At 36.9% G+C, this 15467-nt stretch carries 17 protein-coding genes; 10 read left to right on the top strand and 7 right to left on the bottom strand.

Annotation, left to right across the window (positions count from 1 at the left end):
- Positions 1-101: 101 nt before the first annotated feature.
- The 3 genes from AB7942_RS10475 to AB7942_RS10465 all read left to right on the top strand — a co-directional run bounded on the left by AB7942_RS10475 (position 102) and on the right by AB7942_RS10465 (position 2775).
- Positions 102-647, top strand: coding sequence for a GNAT family N-acetyltransferase (locus AB7942_RS10475; protein WP_369446798.1), 546 nt, complete (start codon positions 102-104; stop codon positions 645-647).
- Between the two features lie 131 nt (positions 648-778).
- Entirely contained in the window at positions 779-2068 is a 1290-nt protein-coding gene (locus AB7942_RS10470) for an AAA family ATPase (protein WP_369446797.1), read from the top strand.
- Positions 2069-2115: 47 nt separating this feature from the next.
- On the top strand, positions 2116-2775 hold the full coding sequence (locus tag AB7942_RS10465) for a DUF429 domain-containing protein (RefSeq protein ID WP_369446796.1): 660 nt from the start codon (positions 2116-2118) through the stop codon (positions 2773-2775).
- A 645-nt stretch (positions 2776-3420) separates the two neighbouring features.
- On the opposite strand, the gene phaC is transcribed toward AB7942_RS10465, so the two are convergent.
- The 3 genes from phaC to AB7942_RS10450 form a co-directional block, all read right to left on the bottom strand.
- Positions 3421-4497, bottom strand: a complete 1077-nt coding sequence (gene phaC / locus AB7942_RS10460; protein ID WP_369446795.1) for a class III poly(R)-hydroxyalkanoic acid synthase subunit PhaC — start codon at positions 4495-4497, stop codon at positions 3421-3423.
- Between the two features lie 80 nt (positions 4498-4577).
- Positions 4578-5321 (bottom strand): 3-oxoacyl-ACP reductase, encoded by a 744-nt coding sequence (locus AB7942_RS10455; RefSeq protein WP_088087813.1) that lies wholly within the window; start codon positions 5319-5321, stop codon positions 4578-4580.
- An 88-nt stretch (positions 5322-5409) separates the two neighbouring features.
- Complete coding sequence (locus AB7942_RS10450) at positions 5410-5811, bottom strand: polyhydroxyalkanoic acid synthase subunit PhaR (RefSeq protein WP_369446794.1); 402 nt, start codon at positions 5809-5811, stop codon at positions 5410-5412.
- Between the two features lie 324 nt (positions 5812-6135).
- Here AB7942_RS10450 and fabG point away from each other — a divergent pair, with 324 nt between their 5' ends.
- From fabG to AB7942_RS10435, 3 genes are all read left to right on the top strand, one after another.
- Positions 6136-6870, top strand: coding sequence for a 3-oxoacyl-[acyl-carrier-protein] reductase (fabG, locus tag AB7942_RS10445; RefSeq protein WP_369446793.1), 735 nt, complete (start codon positions 6136-6138; stop codon positions 6868-6870).
- A 465-nt stretch (positions 6871-7335) separates the two neighbouring features.
- On the top strand, positions 7336-8526 hold the full coding sequence (locus tag AB7942_RS10440) for an acetyl-CoA C-acetyltransferase (protein ID WP_098934240.1): 1191 nt from the start codon (positions 7336-7338) through the stop codon (positions 8524-8526).
- Between the two features lie 136 nt (positions 8527-8662).
- Positions 8663-8869 (top strand): hypothetical protein, encoded by a 207-nt coding sequence (locus AB7942_RS10435; protein ID WP_088087809.1) that lies wholly within the window; start codon positions 8663-8665, stop codon positions 8867-8869.
- Positions 8870-8986: 117 nt separating this feature from the next.
- On the opposite strand, the gene AB7942_RS10430 is transcribed toward AB7942_RS10435, so the two are convergent.
- The gene (locus AB7942_RS10430) at positions 8987-9304 is read right to left on the bottom strand and encodes a hypothetical protein (protein ID WP_088087808.1); all 318 of its coding nucleotides are present in this window, start codon (positions 9302-9304) and stop codon (positions 8987-8989) included.
- 232 nt (positions 9305-9536) lie between these two features.
- Between AB7942_RS10430 and AB7942_RS10425 the strand changes: the two genes are divergently transcribed.
- The 4 genes from AB7942_RS10425 to AB7942_RS10410 all read left to right on the top strand — a co-directional run bounded on the left by AB7942_RS10425 (position 9537) and on the right by AB7942_RS10410 (position 11679).
- On the top strand, positions 9537-9830 hold the full coding sequence (locus AB7942_RS10425) for an antibiotic biosynthesis monooxygenase family protein (RefSeq protein WP_369446792.1): 294 nt from the start codon (positions 9537-9539) through the stop codon (positions 9828-9830).
- Positions 9831-9976: 146 nt separating this feature from the next.
- A complete protein-coding gene (locus tag AB7942_RS10420; protein WP_180247576.1) occupies positions 9977-10324 on the top strand; it encodes an avidin-fold protein in 348 nt (115 codons plus the stop codon).
- Between the two features lie 22 nt (positions 10325-10346).
- The gene (locus AB7942_RS10415; protein WP_369446791.1) at positions 10347-10850 is read left to right on the top strand and encodes a GNAT family N-acetyltransferase; all 504 of its coding nucleotides are present in this window, start codon (positions 10347-10349) and stop codon (positions 10848-10850) included.
- Positions 10851-10947: 97 nt separating this feature from the next.
- Positions 10948-11679, top strand: a complete 732-nt coding sequence (locus AB7942_RS10410) for a class I SAM-dependent DNA methyltransferase (protein WP_369446790.1) — start codon at positions 10948-10950, stop codon at positions 11677-11679.
- A 113-nt stretch (positions 11680-11792) separates the two neighbouring features.
- Here the strand turns inward: AB7942_RS10410 and AB7942_RS10405 are convergent, their stop codons facing one another.
- From AB7942_RS10405 to AB7942_RS10395, 3 genes are read right to left on the bottom strand one after another with little or no spacing between them, the layout of a single operon-like run.
- Positions 11793-12707 carry a pseudouridine-5'-phosphate glycosidase gene (locus tag AB7942_RS10405; RefSeq protein WP_088087804.1) on the bottom strand — a complete coding sequence of 305 codons (915 nt, stop codon included), beginning with the start codon at positions 12705-12707 and terminating at the stop codon, positions 11793-11795.
- Entirely contained in the window at positions 12704-13801 is a 1098-nt protein-coding gene (locus tag AB7942_RS10400) for a carbohydrate kinase (RefSeq protein WP_369446948.1), read from the bottom strand. The genes AB7942_RS10405 and AB7942_RS10400 overlap by 4 nt, the downstream gene beginning before the upstream one ends.
- A 47-nt stretch (positions 13802-13848) precedes the next feature.
- Positions 13849-14916, bottom strand: coding sequence for a BMP family lipoprotein (locus AB7942_RS10395; protein ID WP_369446789.1), 1068 nt, complete (start codon positions 14914-14916; stop codon positions 13849-13851).
- Positions 14917-15467 lie beyond the last annotated feature (551 nt).

Here is a 15467-nt window from a genome sequence, read left to right as displayed (position 1 = left end):
CATAACGAAAATCAACCATTATTGTATTTATTTTACTGAACGTATGTGCTATAACCTATTTAGATTAAAAAGATGGTCTGATTAAAAAGGGGGGCACCGTAATGAGAGTTGAGCAGAAAGAATTTCATGTTCAAAATTTACGTTATGTTATCAGGTCTGCAATGGAGAATGATGCGAAGAACTTGTCTGAATTAAGATTGCAAATAGATGGAGAAACAGAAAATTTAGATAGAGAAAAAGGCGAAGCGTACATAGATGAATCAAGTTTCATACAGATCATTAAAGAAGATACAGAAAGTAATAGCAACCTATTTCTAGTGGTTGAAGTTAATGATAGAATTGTAGGTTTTTCAAGATGTGAAGGGAACAAATTGAAAAGATTTTCTCATAAGGTAGAATTTGGAGTCTGTGTAGTAAAAGAATATTGGGGATATGGTATTGGAAAAAACCTTTTAAAGGAAACTGTTCAATGGTCAGACTTCAATGGTATAAAGAAAATAACTTTGAATGTTCTCGAAACGAATGCTAATGCAATAAAGCTTTATGAAAATCTGGGTTTTGAAGTGGAAGGTATTTTAAAAAAAGACAAATTGCTTTCTGACGGAAACTACTATAATACCATAATGATGGGGAGGGTTAATGAGTGAGGATAGGAGAACAATCCGATCTCAATATATTATCTGTATATAGGAAATGGTATAAACTAGATTAACCTAATGAAAGATAAAAATGCTATTATGATAGTAATTAGGAAATTACTATTGCTAAGGAGAACTAGATGAAAACTAATGTTCTGTTTGACACTAATAAAATCGATCGTAAGACATTGCCGTATTATTATGACTATGGAAAAATTGTTTCTACACTTCAGGAGAAACTTATGGACGAAGTGGGAATCGATTTTCACATGTACTCGGATGAAGATACCTCGAATGAGATATGGGATATCCTAGAGGAAGACTTGAAGGAGGAATCTCCCGAAGTACAATTGATTTGTCATGTTTATAAAGAAGGGGAGACCAAAACGATCTCATCTAACCATACCGATAAAGCGATGGAGCTGATTGTTAAACCACGGATCACCAACGGTCTTTTTTACTATCCAAATTATGAGGTTGCGCTCGCAAGATTGGTCATTTTTCAAAGTGACGGAGAAATGACTCGGGATTTCATTTTTGCCAAAAATGATGCTTGCTTAGTCGCCTTTCTTAAATATGTACTAAAAAGAAAAAGAGATTATATTAAAAACTACGTGACTGTTTTTACAGATACAGAAGATGGGGTAGAAACAGAGATTGATAGTATTACTACTTTGGTAAGAAGAGAAGATGTATTTTTAGAGGATTCTTTAAAGAGAGAAATTTATCGATCGATTGACGAATTCTTTTCGGAAAGCGGTCAGTTTTTCAAAACCTATGATATTCCCTACAAACGCGGGATACTTCTCTACGGAAAACCTGGGAATGGAAAGACCACTCTTGTGAAATCTATCGCCAGCAGCATTAATGCTCCGGTAGCGTATTGGCAGATCACTGAATTTTCATCAAGCTATACGATTAAAGAGGTCTTTACTTCTGTATTAAAATTGACACCATTAGTGTTAGTCATTGAAGATATTGATTCCATGCCAGCAAGTGTCCGGTCCGTCTTCCTGAACATATTAGACGGTGCCACCTCGAAGGAAGGAATCTTCATCATCGGGACAACGAATTATCCGGAAAAAATAGATCCTGCCCTTATGAACCGCTCTGGCCGGTTTGACCGGGCATATGAGATCCATGTACCGACGAAAGAGCTTCGCTATCAGTATCTATTAAACAAGAATATTGCTCGAATTCTTTCAGTGGAAGAGATTCAGCAAGTCGTTGATTCAACAAAGGATTTCTCATATGCACAGCTCAATGAATTGTATACATCGATTGCCCTTGAATGGCATTACGAACAGCAGGTTGATGTGAAGAGACTTTGTGCGGACTTAAAATCACTGCAGCAGAAACAGCAAAAACAAGAATGGGACCAAGCTCTTGCCTCTGCATCGATCGGATTTTCTGGGTTTGGAGATGATTAACCTTGGTGATTCCACACTAGTAAACCAAATGAGAGAGAAGATTGCTGATGAGAGTGATAGGTATTGATTTATCTGGTCCAAGTAATCATAAAGATACTGTTTTGACGGTATTTGAATTACAAAATGATCAATTAAATTTTATTAAGTTAATGAGCAATATTGGGGATCTGGACATTTTAAAAGAAATAGAGACTCAAAGTCAAATAGGTGAAGTCGTTATTGGAATGGATGCCCCTTTATCTTATCAGGATGGCGGAGGAGATAGACAAGGGGATAAACAATTGAGACAGTTTATTGTCTCTCTTGGGATGAAGCCTGGATCAATCATGCCGCCAACTTTAAATCGAATGGTTTATCTTACACTACGAGGAATAAAACTTAGTAGAGAAATAGGGTATCTATCTTCTAGTTATCCGATTTCAATCGTGGAAGTGCATCCAGGTGCAGTGATTGGCTCAAGACTCTCGCAAGAAGAATTGGTGTATGTTTTGAGTTACAAACAAAGTCTATCAGCGAGAAGTTGGATTCGGAACTGGCTTGGTGAGCAAAAGTTAACTAAGCTTCCTGTTTTTATTGATGAGGAAAGTCATTTAATTGATGCCTGTGCAGCAGCATTAGGGGCCTGGCATTGGAAGGATCCATCCTTGCAGCCAAAGTGGTCAATTCCTGCGAATCCTCCACTGCATCCGTATGATTATTGTTGTTAATGGTTATTCTGCCACAGTACTGGAAACTGTGGCGTTTTTTTATTTGTCTGTACAGCGAGAGAATTGTATGATGCCTCTTGAATGGTGAAAATTAATTCAGCGGTAACTAGTGGAAGCTACTAATGCTCGAGGATGTTAAAAAATCAATTCAGATGGATTCAAAGGAGTCGTCTTAAGCTTGTGGGAGAGTGGATACAGAAGACAAAAAAGTCCCCGGGATTTTTCTAATAAACCACTGACCGAATCTTTGCTTGCTATGCTGAAAATCATATTGGCAGGAGACGAAGGGGACTAATGACTATTTCCATTAGTTGGTACTAAGCATAGAGTGGAGGGGAAAGGGAGGAATCTTCCAGTTTTAATTGATTTATTCTTTAGTTTAAATCTCGGCAATATTTTAATAGGAAGGTCAAATCACTTTATTAAGCCATATACAAGTATTCACTGAATTAATAGAATATTTTATTTATTTATCTCTTGTCAATTCTCTGAAAATTGCATATAATTAATTTTACCACTACTAATAACTTGTTTTCCTCGAAGAAGTGTTTGCTACTAGATATAATAAAAAATGAGTGCCCCACATGTTTCGGGACACTCTTCTAATGTAAAAGAAATTCCTCATTGATTAGACTTTCTCTATAATTAGTTGGATCGTTCTTCTAACCAGTCGGATATGGTTGGATAAGTTATTTTTGTTGCTTGACTGCCATAAGTAATGGAGGTATGCCCAACAGGTAAAACTTTAAATTGTTTATCTTCACTAGATATCTTGTTCATCAATGCTTCAACCTGATGCGGTGGGGCAATGAGGTCGTTCTTCCCAGCTAAGTTGAGCACATTTGCCTTGATATTTTCAAGTTTGACCTTTTGACCACGAATAACCATTTCACCTTTTATCAGTTTGTTTTTTTGATAAAAGTCTCTAATCCACTGACGGTAGGCTTCACCAGGGAATAAAATTCCGTCGTTTAACCATTTTCGCAGTAATTTAAAGCTCTTTATGAAATTTTCATTGTCAGCACGCTCAACAAGACTAATAAATGGTCCAAAGTTGGTTCCCATTGGATTGATCATTTTGTTTCCAAAGTCAATCATTTCTGGTGGAATTACACCAAGGGTTTCTACCACTTTATCAATATTAAAAAATCGCTCATCTAACATCGCACCATATGCGCCGCTATTTTGAAAATCAAAAGGACTAGTCATAAAGATGAGGTTGCGGATTGGCAATTCAGGGTGTAATGCCGCAAATGCAGACGTGATCGTTCCACCCATGCAATAGCCAAGGATCGATACTTCCTCAACATTAGACCTTCTCATTACTTTACGAACGGCACGTGGTATATAGTCCATAATATAATCATCCAGTTTCATATGTCTATCTTCGTAACCTGGTGTACCCCAGTCAAGAAGGTAAACATCAAACCCACGTTCAACCAAAAATTCTATTAAACTGCCACCCTTGGTTAGATCCAATATATATGGTTTATTAATTAGAGCATAAACTAATAGAAGTGGAGTTTTATGTTTTTTTGGGTGATCGGATATATACCGATAGAGCTTCGCTTTATTTCTAGTCCAAACAACTTCTTTCGGTGTAGGTGCTACTTCCGGTTCGGGATCGGTCGTTAACACTTGAGATGCCCTCATTACACGTTGGGACATCTCTTGATACTTTTGAGGTGTAGCCTCTAGCATCTCATTCCATTCTTTTAGCATTTGAGCGTTAATGACTGTTCACTCCTTAAATGATATATTTACTCTTTAAATATATAAAGAGGTTTGTACATTCATGACACTTACATGTAAAGTCCACCGTTAATATTTAATTGCTGACCAGTAATATAGTCACCATCTTTACATAGGAAAACAACACCACGAGCGATTTCTTCTGGTTTGCCTAGGCGTTTTTGTGGTACTTTTTCAACGATTCCTGCAAGAACTTTTTCAGGAATGGCTTGGACCATCTCGGTTCCAATAAATCCTGGGCAAATCGCATTAACTGTTACTTTACTTCTAGCAAGTTCAAGAGCTAGAGATTTAGTGTATCCAATTAGTCCTGCTTTTGCTGCAGCATAGTTTGTTTGTCCAAACCCGCCTGCTTGCCCAATAATGGACGAAATGTTGATGATGCGGCCTGCATCTGATTCAAGAAGATAAGGTAATGCTGCAGATGTATTGTTGAAAACACTGTTTAAATTAACATCAATTACTTTTTTCCAATCTTCTTCTTTCAATTTTTTGAACGTGCTATCTCTAGTAATTCCTGCATTATTAATCAGGATATCTAATTTGCCATAATGGTTGATTGTTTCTTGTACAAGGTATGCTGCTTCATTACTTTCTGAAACATCTGCTTGAACTGCGTATGCTTCTCCGCCAAATTCATTTATTTCTGCGACTACTTTATCTGCTAGTTCTTTACGAATATTATAGTTAATAACAACTTTCGCGCCGTTTTTAGCCAGTTCCAATGCAATTGATGCACCGATTCCTCTGCTGCCGCCTGTTACGATTGCTACTTTATCTTTTAATTCTGTCATTGTTGTCCACCCCATCTATTGTAGTTGTAAAAATAATCCAGATAGTTTACTAAATTACTTGGTTTTACATGCATTATGTAATGCGTTTCTATTTCGCTTTTTCTGGTGTTTTTAACAAATTAATGATTTGATTCATTTTATTATCTAAATTCTTCATATCTTTTTTTAAATTCGACAATTCTACCTTAAATGACTCTTGGTCTTGGTTATCCAAATTCTCTTCCAATCTTTCTTCTAATTCATCTACTTTTGCATCGACATTAACAATCAGCGAAGAAAGGTTGGCAATGTCATTTCGAGATGGTACATTCATAAATTCTAAATATTTTAACGTTGATTCATCAATCATTTTTTTTAATTGAAGATTCATCTCCAATACCTGACCCATCCCTTGAGAAGGGAAATCATTGCTAACTTTCTCATCGAAAAACTTACTGGAGTGTGAATAAAGATCTTTCCACATATCATAAAAATTAAAGTCTGTGCTCATTTTTTTTCCTCCTACATTTGTTTTGTTGACCTATCCATCATACTAACTTCATCGAAATTTTAAAAGGAGAAAGATTAAAAATTATCAAAATACATTTCTTCATTTTTTGACAAATTTCTCACTTTCTTGCGAATTGTAAAGTAATTTAACAAGAGTGATAATTAGCGATAATCCATCATAATATGGGTAAAAATGGATTTAATTTTGTCCAAAGCCTAGTATCATTGCCACTTTTTTGTTTTGGATTTCTTTTCTCATTTGCCTAGGGATGATGATGAAAGTGCAGAGGTCTATTCTGAAAAGAAAAAAACGAGGTGATATATTTTGGAGTTTAGTGAAAAGGTTGTGTTAATTACAGGTGGTGCACAGGGGATCGGAAAAGAAACAGCTAAACAATTTCTCCAAGAGGGTGCAAATGTCGTAATCTGTGATTATGATGAGTCGGCTGGTAAATCTGCTTTAGAAGAATTGAATCATGAAAAAGTAGAATTTTATAAAGTCGATGTAACGGACAGCACCCAGATAGAAGAAATGGTTCAATCCACAATAGGTAATCATGGCCGAATCGATATCTTAATTAACAATGCCGGAATTACACTTGATGGTTTTTTAACAAAGATGGAGGAATCGGATTGGGAAAGAGTCATTTCTGTCAATCTATCAGGTGTTTTTAAATGTACGAAGGCTGTAGCTCCTACTATGTTAAAGCAGGGGTCGGGCGTTATTCTTAACGCATCTTCCGTCGTTGGTTTATATGGGAATATTGGTCAAACGAATTATGCTGCGACAAAGGCGGGCGTCATCGGGCTGACGAAAAGCTGGGCAAAAGAATTTGGCCCTAAGGGGATCCGAGTCAATGCAGTTGCTCCAGGTTTCATTGAAACAGGTATGACTGCAGCGGTGCCAGATAAGGTACTTCAATTTATGAAGGAAAAGACTCCACTTAGGAAGCTTGGCAAACCAGAAGATATTGCCGCAGCGTATGTATTCTTAGCTTCGGATAAGGCGAATTATATTAACGGAACCATCTTAAGTGTGGATGGCGGATTAGTTATTTAAACAATATAGCTGCAAATTGAGGGAGAAAATAATGATTTTCTCTCTTTTTGGTTTATTATGGTAACCGCTATTACTAAATTACTATATTACAATATATGGAGGTTCGGTCATATTCTTATCGTCCATTCAATTGTTCAAATGCCAAGTTAGTATAAACTCAAAAATTTTTCTACAAAACATGTCAATTTATACTAAAGTTAAACAGAATTTTTTTGCCTGTTTTTTTTTAATATTTTCAATCGATGTAATTACACCTTTTGCTTTGCTAATAGTGGATTCTCTAAGCCTTTTTTAAAGGGGATAAACGTTGAATATGTCAGGATAAGGTCTTAATTTTTTAATAGCGATAAATAAAAAAACTCTGAATTTGTCGAATAGTTTGTCATGAAAAATACCGAGAAATGTAGTAAAATTTGTGAGGAATTATTATTCAAATACATAAATCACTTTTTGGGGGAAATCAGAATGACTGTAAATGAAGTTGTAATCGTAAGTGCGGTAAGAACAGCAATTGGTACTTTTTTAGGAAGTTTAGAAAATGTTTCTGCTACACAGTTAGGGACTACTGTAATTAAAGCTGCCATTCAAAAAGCTGGAATTAATCCAAATGATGTAGATGAAGTGATCATGGGGAATGTTTTACAAGCAGGAGCGGGCCAAAATCCAGCAAGACAAGCTTCCCTCGCTGCAGGAATTCCTCAAGAGGTACCAGCAATGACAATTAATAAGGTCTGTGGATCAGGATTAAAGGCTGTTCACTTAGCAACACAAGCGATTCTTGCGGGTGAGTCAGAAGTAGTTATTGCAGGCGGAATGGAGAATATGAGTCAAGCTCCATATCTGTTAAAAGGCGGTCGTAATGGATTTAAAATGGGCGATCAGAAAATTTTAGACAGTATGATTAAAGACGGATTATGGTGTGCTGAAAATGACTATCATATGGGAATTACAGCTGAAAATCTTGCTGAGAAATATGAAATCACACGTGCTGAACAAGATGAATTTGCAGCATGGAGTCAGCAAAAGGCTCAAGCAGCGATTGAATCCAATCGATTTGCTGATGAAATTGTCCCTGTTGAGGTACCTGGGCGCAAAGGACAAGTGACATTATTCAGCCAAGATGAGTTCCCACGCTTTGGAACGACAGCAGAAGGATTAGGTAAACTTCGTCCTGCATTTAAAAAGGATGGATCCGTTACTGCTGCTAACGCTTCAGGAATTAACGATGGCGCGGCAGCATTTGTTGTTATGAGCCGTAAAAAGGCAGAGGAATTAGGCGTAACCCCTCTAGTAACCATTAAAGCGAATGCTTCTGCAGGTGTGGATCCGAGTATTATGGGAATTGGTCCTGTCCCTGCTGTTAAAAAAGCTCTAAAAACAGCGTCTTTATCTTTAGAAGACATTGAATTAATTGAAGCAAACGAAGCATTTGCTGCACAATCTATTGCAGTAGATCGCGAGCTTCAATTTAATAAAGAAAAGTTAAATGTAAATGGTGGTGCGATTGCACTTGGTCACCCAATCGGTGCTAGTGGAGCAAGAATTTTGGTAAGTTTAATTCATGAAATGAAGAAAAGAGAAAACCGCTATGGTTTAGCTACGTTATGTATCGGTGGAGGACAAGGTGTAGCAACCATTATCGAAAATGTTAAGTAAGAATGAATAAAAATTGTAAAAAATGTCTTGGAGGAAACTCCGAGGCATTTTTTTTTTGAGGTAATTTTTACCTTAAATAAAAATAAAATGCATGGTGATGATATAGAAGTAATTTAAACCAAAAGGAGAGATTCTCATGCCACAAATTGATGTAAATCAACTAAACCAAGCAAAAGCAAATGTAACACTAACCCAAGAATTGTTAACAAAAGCAATTGAAAAAGCAAATTCCGATCCTACTCTCGCCCAGGAAGCGATGAAACAGGCATCAAACGAAATTTCGTCTGCTTTAACGGCCGTAACACAAGTACAAAACACATCTAAAGCCCAATCCACAGAATGATAAAATAGTTTTACCAAATATTACTGTGTAAAATAGTTGTCCCATGCAATGCTAGATACCTGATAAATCAAAGAACACCCCATAGAAATGGGGCGTTCTTTGTCAATATGAACGAAATCATCTTTCGATTTCAATATGTTGAAAGCCATTTTTGGTGGCATACACTTCATACCATTTGTAATTTGGGGTTTTGAACCATTCGTACTGCGGCAAATAAACCAAATATCTTACATTGCCATCGGCATCAAACATTGTTTTAAATATTTTTACCGGTCCAATTCCAAATGTTTGATCTAAATAACCTTCCATGCCATCTCTGACAATATTTTTTTTATCTTCCTTTTCTTGCTTATGAAGCCTCATCAGCCCATCAATAAAAAGACTCAATAAGATTAGAGTAATAGCAATTAAAACGAATATTAGTAAATTGAACAAAAGAACAACCTCCTAAACTTTTATGTATAGATTCCGATAAATAAATAGACAATGCTCCTTTTCTTTTAATAGATTCACTACGATTGTACATCCGATTGTTAAAAGAAGATGTGATGAAAAATACATATAAGCGACTTTCTTAAGAATTATTCGACTGTAATAAAGGAAAAAAATAGATTTATGTCGAATTTTTACAAAACGGCAAAGGCAAATTTATTTAAGGGGGAATTTGATGATATTGGAAGCAGTTATGCTTAAGGTTAGACCAGGAATGGAAGAGGAATATGAGGAAGCATTTCGTCGGGCATCAGAAATCATTGCATCGATGAAAGGTTACATATCTCACGAATTACAACGCTGTATAGAAGTTAAAGGGAAATATTTATTATTGGTAAAGTGGGAAACATTAGAAGACCATACAGTTGGGTTTAGGCAATCAAATGAGTATCAAGAATGGAAAAAACAGTTACATCGTTTTTATGACCCATTTCCCACTGTTGAACATTTTGAAAATATTCGACTTTGATAGGTGTTATTATTTTTGTTCATTCTTAATATCAATATAAACATTTCCTCCTGTTCCAACTACAGCATATGAGATATCAATAACAGAAAGATTTCTTTTTATTAACTCAGACATTAACCATTTTTCCTTACTAGGGAGGTAGAATGTTGATAAATTACAATGGACGAAAATTTGTTTCAGTCAAAAATACAGCTAACGGTGAGGTTTCATTAGAATCATTTTTTGAGTACCAACAAGAGGGAAACATACTTTCAGCTACATATTATGGAGGAGACATTGTAAAAGGATCACTTATTGGAATAGTTGAGGAAAATGGAAGTTTACAGTTTAGATATAACCATGTAAATACAAAGAACGAAATAAGAGGCGGACAATGTTTCTCTACGCCAGAAACTCTGCCAGATGGAAGAATTAGATTACATGAGAAGTGGAAATGGACAGATTCCGACCAAAGTGAAGGGGAATCTATTATTGAAGAAGTTAAATCAAAATAAATAATTTAATTCAGGTGGAACAATGGAAAATACTATTATTATTGATAATATGCAAAATGAGGATTGGGATCAGGTTCGTGAAATCTACCAAGAAGGAATTGCGACTGGAAATGCAACATTTCAAAAAGAGCCTCCTACATGGGAAGATTGGGATATGGGGCATATCTTAGAGTGTCGTCTTGTCGCACGTTTAGATGGTAAAGTTCTAGGTTGGGCGGCGTTAAGCCCAGTTTCAAGCCGATGTGTTTATGCCGGTGTGGCTGAGGTTAGTATTTATGTTGGACAAAATAGTAAGGGAAAGGGTATTGGTAGTAAGCTATTAAAATCTTTAATTGAAATTAGTGAACAGTACGGGTACTGGACATTACAATCTGGGATTTTTCCTGAAAATATATCCAGTCTCAAATTACATCTTAAGTTTGGGTTTCGGAAAGTTGGAAGGCGAGATCGTATTGGAAAAATGGATGGCGTATGGCGTGATACGATATTGTTAGAAAGAAGAAGTCATTCAGTTGGAATTAATTAAGATTGTTTAATAGCAAGTGCGATGCATTAAAAAAGCATCGCACTTTCCTTGTTAACTATATAATTTTCAAGGTTTAATTTAATAAGGGGGAGATTTAATGGAGTTTAGTGGTGCATCGGCTTACGACAATGATCAATTTTTTGAAAATTACATCACACGAAGAAATCGTGAGGGAAGTCCCAATAATATGATTGAAAAGCCTATCTTGCTTGAACTAATTGGTGATATAGAAGGAAAAAAGGTGTTAGATTTAGGTTGTGGTGACGCTAAATTTGGTATTGAACTCCTGCAAAAAAGATGTATTTCGTACGACGGAGTAGAAGGCTCAAAAAATATGGTAAAAGAAGCTACTAAGAATCTAAATGGTTCGTTGGGAAAAGTACATTTTTCATCAATGGAAACATGGGATTTTCAACCAGATCAATATGATCTAATTTTGTCACGATTAGCTCTCCATTATTTAGCAGACTTAAAGGATCTATTTAAAGGAGTTCATTATTCTCTTACAGAAAACGGAAGATTCATATTCAGTGTCCAGCATCCATTATTACTTTCATCCATAAAAAGTGCAGAGGCATCATCCTTAAAAACAGATTGGATCGTCGATGATTATTTTACTGATGGTAAAAGGGTTGAGCCGTGGATAGATAAAAATGTTGTTAAATATCATCGAACAACTGAAGAATACTATCAACTTTTAAAACAAACTGGATTTAAGATTGATGATTTAAGAGAAGGCACTCCAAGGCCAGAAGAATTTAGGAATGAAAGTGAGTATAAACGAAGGATGAGGATTCCGCTCTTTTTAATATTTTCTTGTGTACAATAGCAGCTAAACTTCCAAAAGAATCCTATATCAAGAAAAAAGCTTGCAGACTCATCTAGAAGCTAGATGGTGTCTGCAAGCATGAGGGTGCTGCCGGAAAAAGTGTTTTTCAATCCTTATTTCATACCATTAAAACTTACAGCTATTTGAGCTCCCACAACTGCATTGTTTTTAACTAAAGCAATGTTTGCATCCAGGCTCTTACCTTCAGTTAATTCTTTCACCTTACCTAGTAAGAATGGGGTTACATTTTTACCGGATATGTGTTTTTCTTCTGCTTCTTTTAAAGCTGCTTCAATTACGTTAGTAATGGTTTTTTCATCCATAGCGAATTCTTCAGGTATTGGGTTGGCAATCACAGCTCCGCCTTTTAGGTTTAAATCCCATTTAACTTTTAACGTCGAGGCGATTGTTTCCGCATCGTCTGCACGGAAGTTCACTGAGAATTCGCTATTGCGCGTATAGAAGGCAGGGAGTACATCGGTTTGATAACCAATAACAGGTACGCCTTTTGTTTCAAGATATTCCATTGTTAACCCTAAATCTAGAATCGATTTGGCGCCTGCACAAATGACAGCCACATTGGTTTGTCCGAGCTCTTCTAGGTCTGCAGAGATATCCATGGTAGTCTCTGCACCACGGTGAGCACCGCCAATACCACCAGTTACGAAGATATTAATTCCTGCAGCCTCGGCACAAATCATCGTTGCGGCTACTGTTGTTGCCCCCAATTTTTTTGTAGCGAGTAAATAAGCTAAATCACGTCTAGATGCTTTTGCTACATCTGTACTCTTACCGAACATTTCTAGCTCTTCGTCGGATAATCCAATTTTAATTTTTCCATCAACGATTGCAATTGTTGCCGGAACAGCACCATTATCACGGATAATTTGTTCCACTTCACGTGCGGTTTTCACATTTTGTGGGTATGGCATTCCATGAGAGATAATTGTAGACTCTAAGGCAACGATTGGTTTTCCTTGTTCCTTGGCGATACGTACTTCTTCAGATAATGTAATGTATTGTTTCATGATAATTCCTCCATGTCTTTTTGTAGTTGTTCTGCTGATAAATCCTGTCTAACTGTATAAGATGATTGCAATGTTTTAGAAGCATTCATGCTCCCAGCTTTAGCAATTTCGACCAACGATTTACCTTCTAACCAAGAGTAAATAACAGCGGAGGAAAAAGCGTCTCCTGCACCCGTTACATCGACGACTTCAGTAATTTCAATAGAAGGTACATGAAAAATTCCTTCTTTTTTATTACCTATCATCGAGCCTTGTTTTCCATTCGTAATAACCACATTGGCTATCCCTAGTGCCAGCCATTTTTCTAGTGCGTTCTTCCAATCTTCCTCATTCTTGATTTCAGTTTGGAAGTAAGTTTCAGATTCATCTCGGTTCGTAATGAGCCACGCAACACCTTCTAAATTATCTGGTAATCGATTCATCTTTGGTGATGAAACGGGTATTAACACAATCGGTAAATCATGGCTATTTGCGAAATGACACAAGAATTGAATCGTTTCTTTCGGACAGTTTAAATCGACCATAATACATTTGGCGTGACTTAATTGTATGTCATGTTTAAGCAGTAAATCAGGTGTGATGGCCTCATACACTTCCATATCCGCTAACGCAATAACTAATTCTCCGCTAGAGTCTAAAACAGCCGTGTAGGAACCTGTTGATTTTTCAGGAAATTGGGTCACGGTTTCTAAGTTCATGTAAAGAGACGATGAATCTTCAATGACCGACCAGTCCTTATCGGTGCCGCATGTAGAAATAAGTGATACGTCCATTCCAAGTCGCCCTAGATTTTCAGCGATATTCCGGGCAACCCCGCCGGCATTCTGAGTGGCGTAAATCGGATTGGAAGTACCTAACTGGGCTTTGTCTTTGATATGGAATTTACGGTCAATATTAGCCCCGCCTATACAAATAACATGTTGTGATTCACTAAGAATATAAGCTCTGCCTAGAATATTACCTTTTTTAATTAAGCCAGAAATAATATTTGCAATGGAAGGCCTAGATAAGCCTAATATTTCAGCAAGTTCTTGCTGAGAAACATAGGGGTTCTTACGTATTAAATCGATAATCAATTGTTCTTTATCATTCATTCTTTCAGGCACAAACTCACCCCATTTAATCTTCCTAATCAGTACGATTACTTTGGACTAAAAGTTTTTAATTCTTTACGTGATTCAGGAACTTTTACATCACCTGATTTAATCTTTTCAACCCATTCTTTTATGGCAGCTTCAATTTCTGCTTTGTTTGTAGCTTTTGCATTGATAGGGGCTAAGCCAACACCATCTTCTGCTAAACCAAATAGCGCAACTTCGCCTCCCGGGAAATTACCTTCTTTTGTTTTTGTTGCCAGTTCTTTAACAGCTACATCAACACGTTTTAAAGCAGATGTAAGAACCACATCTTTACCCATATCAGCTTGATCGCGGTCTACACCGATAGCCCAAATATCTTTGCCAGGTTCTTTTGCTTTTCGGTCATTTGCTTCTTTGAATAAACCGACACCAGTTCCCCCTGCGGAGTGGAAAATCACGTCCGCACCAGATGAATACATTTTAGAAGCGATTGTTTGACCAAGTTCTGCCTTGTCAAACGCACCTGCATATTGCACGTCCACTTTTACCTCAGGTTTAGCAGCTTTAACCCCGGCTAAAAAACCAATTTCGAAACGTTCAACCACTGGAATTTCCATGCCGCCAATAAATCCGATATGGTTAGATTTTGTTGTTTTAGCCGCTGCAATTCCAGCAAGGAATCCAGCTTCTTGCTCTTTGAACAAAATACTTGCAACGTTTGGCTGCTTTACTTCAGCATCAACGATTGCAAATTTGGAATCTTTTTGCTGGGTTGCAATTTCCTCAACTGCTGCTGGCATCAAGAAGCCGATCGCATAAACTAAGTCAAATCCTTCACGAGCAAGTTTATTTAAGTTTGTTGTATAATCGGCATCCGATTTGGATTGAAGGTAATCGTAACCGCTTTTACCTTTTTTTAAACCGTTTTCTTCTCCAAAACTTTTGAGACCTTCCCAAGATGATTGGTTAAATGATTTGTCATCAACACCCCCGATATCAGTCACCATTGCAGCAGTGAAAGTTTGATCATTCCCACCGCCTTTGTTGTCATTACTTTTTCCACAAGCTCCTAACAGTGTACCTGCAGCAAGAACAAGTGATAGTGCCATTCCAACTTTTTGTTTTTTCAAAATATGTACCCCCTTATGATGTTTGCTTGGTTAAGAAAAATGGCCTTATAAACTTTTGTTTAAAGGCTAAACTTATGTTTGAATTATACATCCTACCAGAAGTTAGGTCAACCTATATATAAAGGCATTTCATTCAATTGGTAGGAAAATAAGGAGGAATTATTAATGGGAAATTAAAAGCATCTTTAAGCGGCACTTATGAAGGACAAATCTATAGCTTCAGCGTAGACCTATGTCCTTCATAAAGGATAATTGTGCCCGTCACCATAGAAAAAAGGAGTCGTCGGTAACAATTAGGGGTTAATTGTGCCCGTCACCAAAGGAAAAAGGAGTCCACGGTAACAATTAGGGTTAATTGTGCCCGCCACCATAGGAAAAAGGAGTCCACGGTAACAATTAGAGGTTAATTATGCTCGTCACGATAGAAAAAAGGAGTCGTCGGTAACAATTAGGGTTAATTGTGCCCGCCACCATAGGAAAAAGGAGTCCACGGTAACAATTAGGGTTAATTGTGCCCGCCACCATAGGAAAAAGGAGTCCACGGTAACAAT

The sequence above is a fragment of the Neobacillus sp. BF23-41 genome (assembly GCF_041106275.1).
This window is presented reverse-complemented; position numbering and strand designations above follow the sequence as displayed.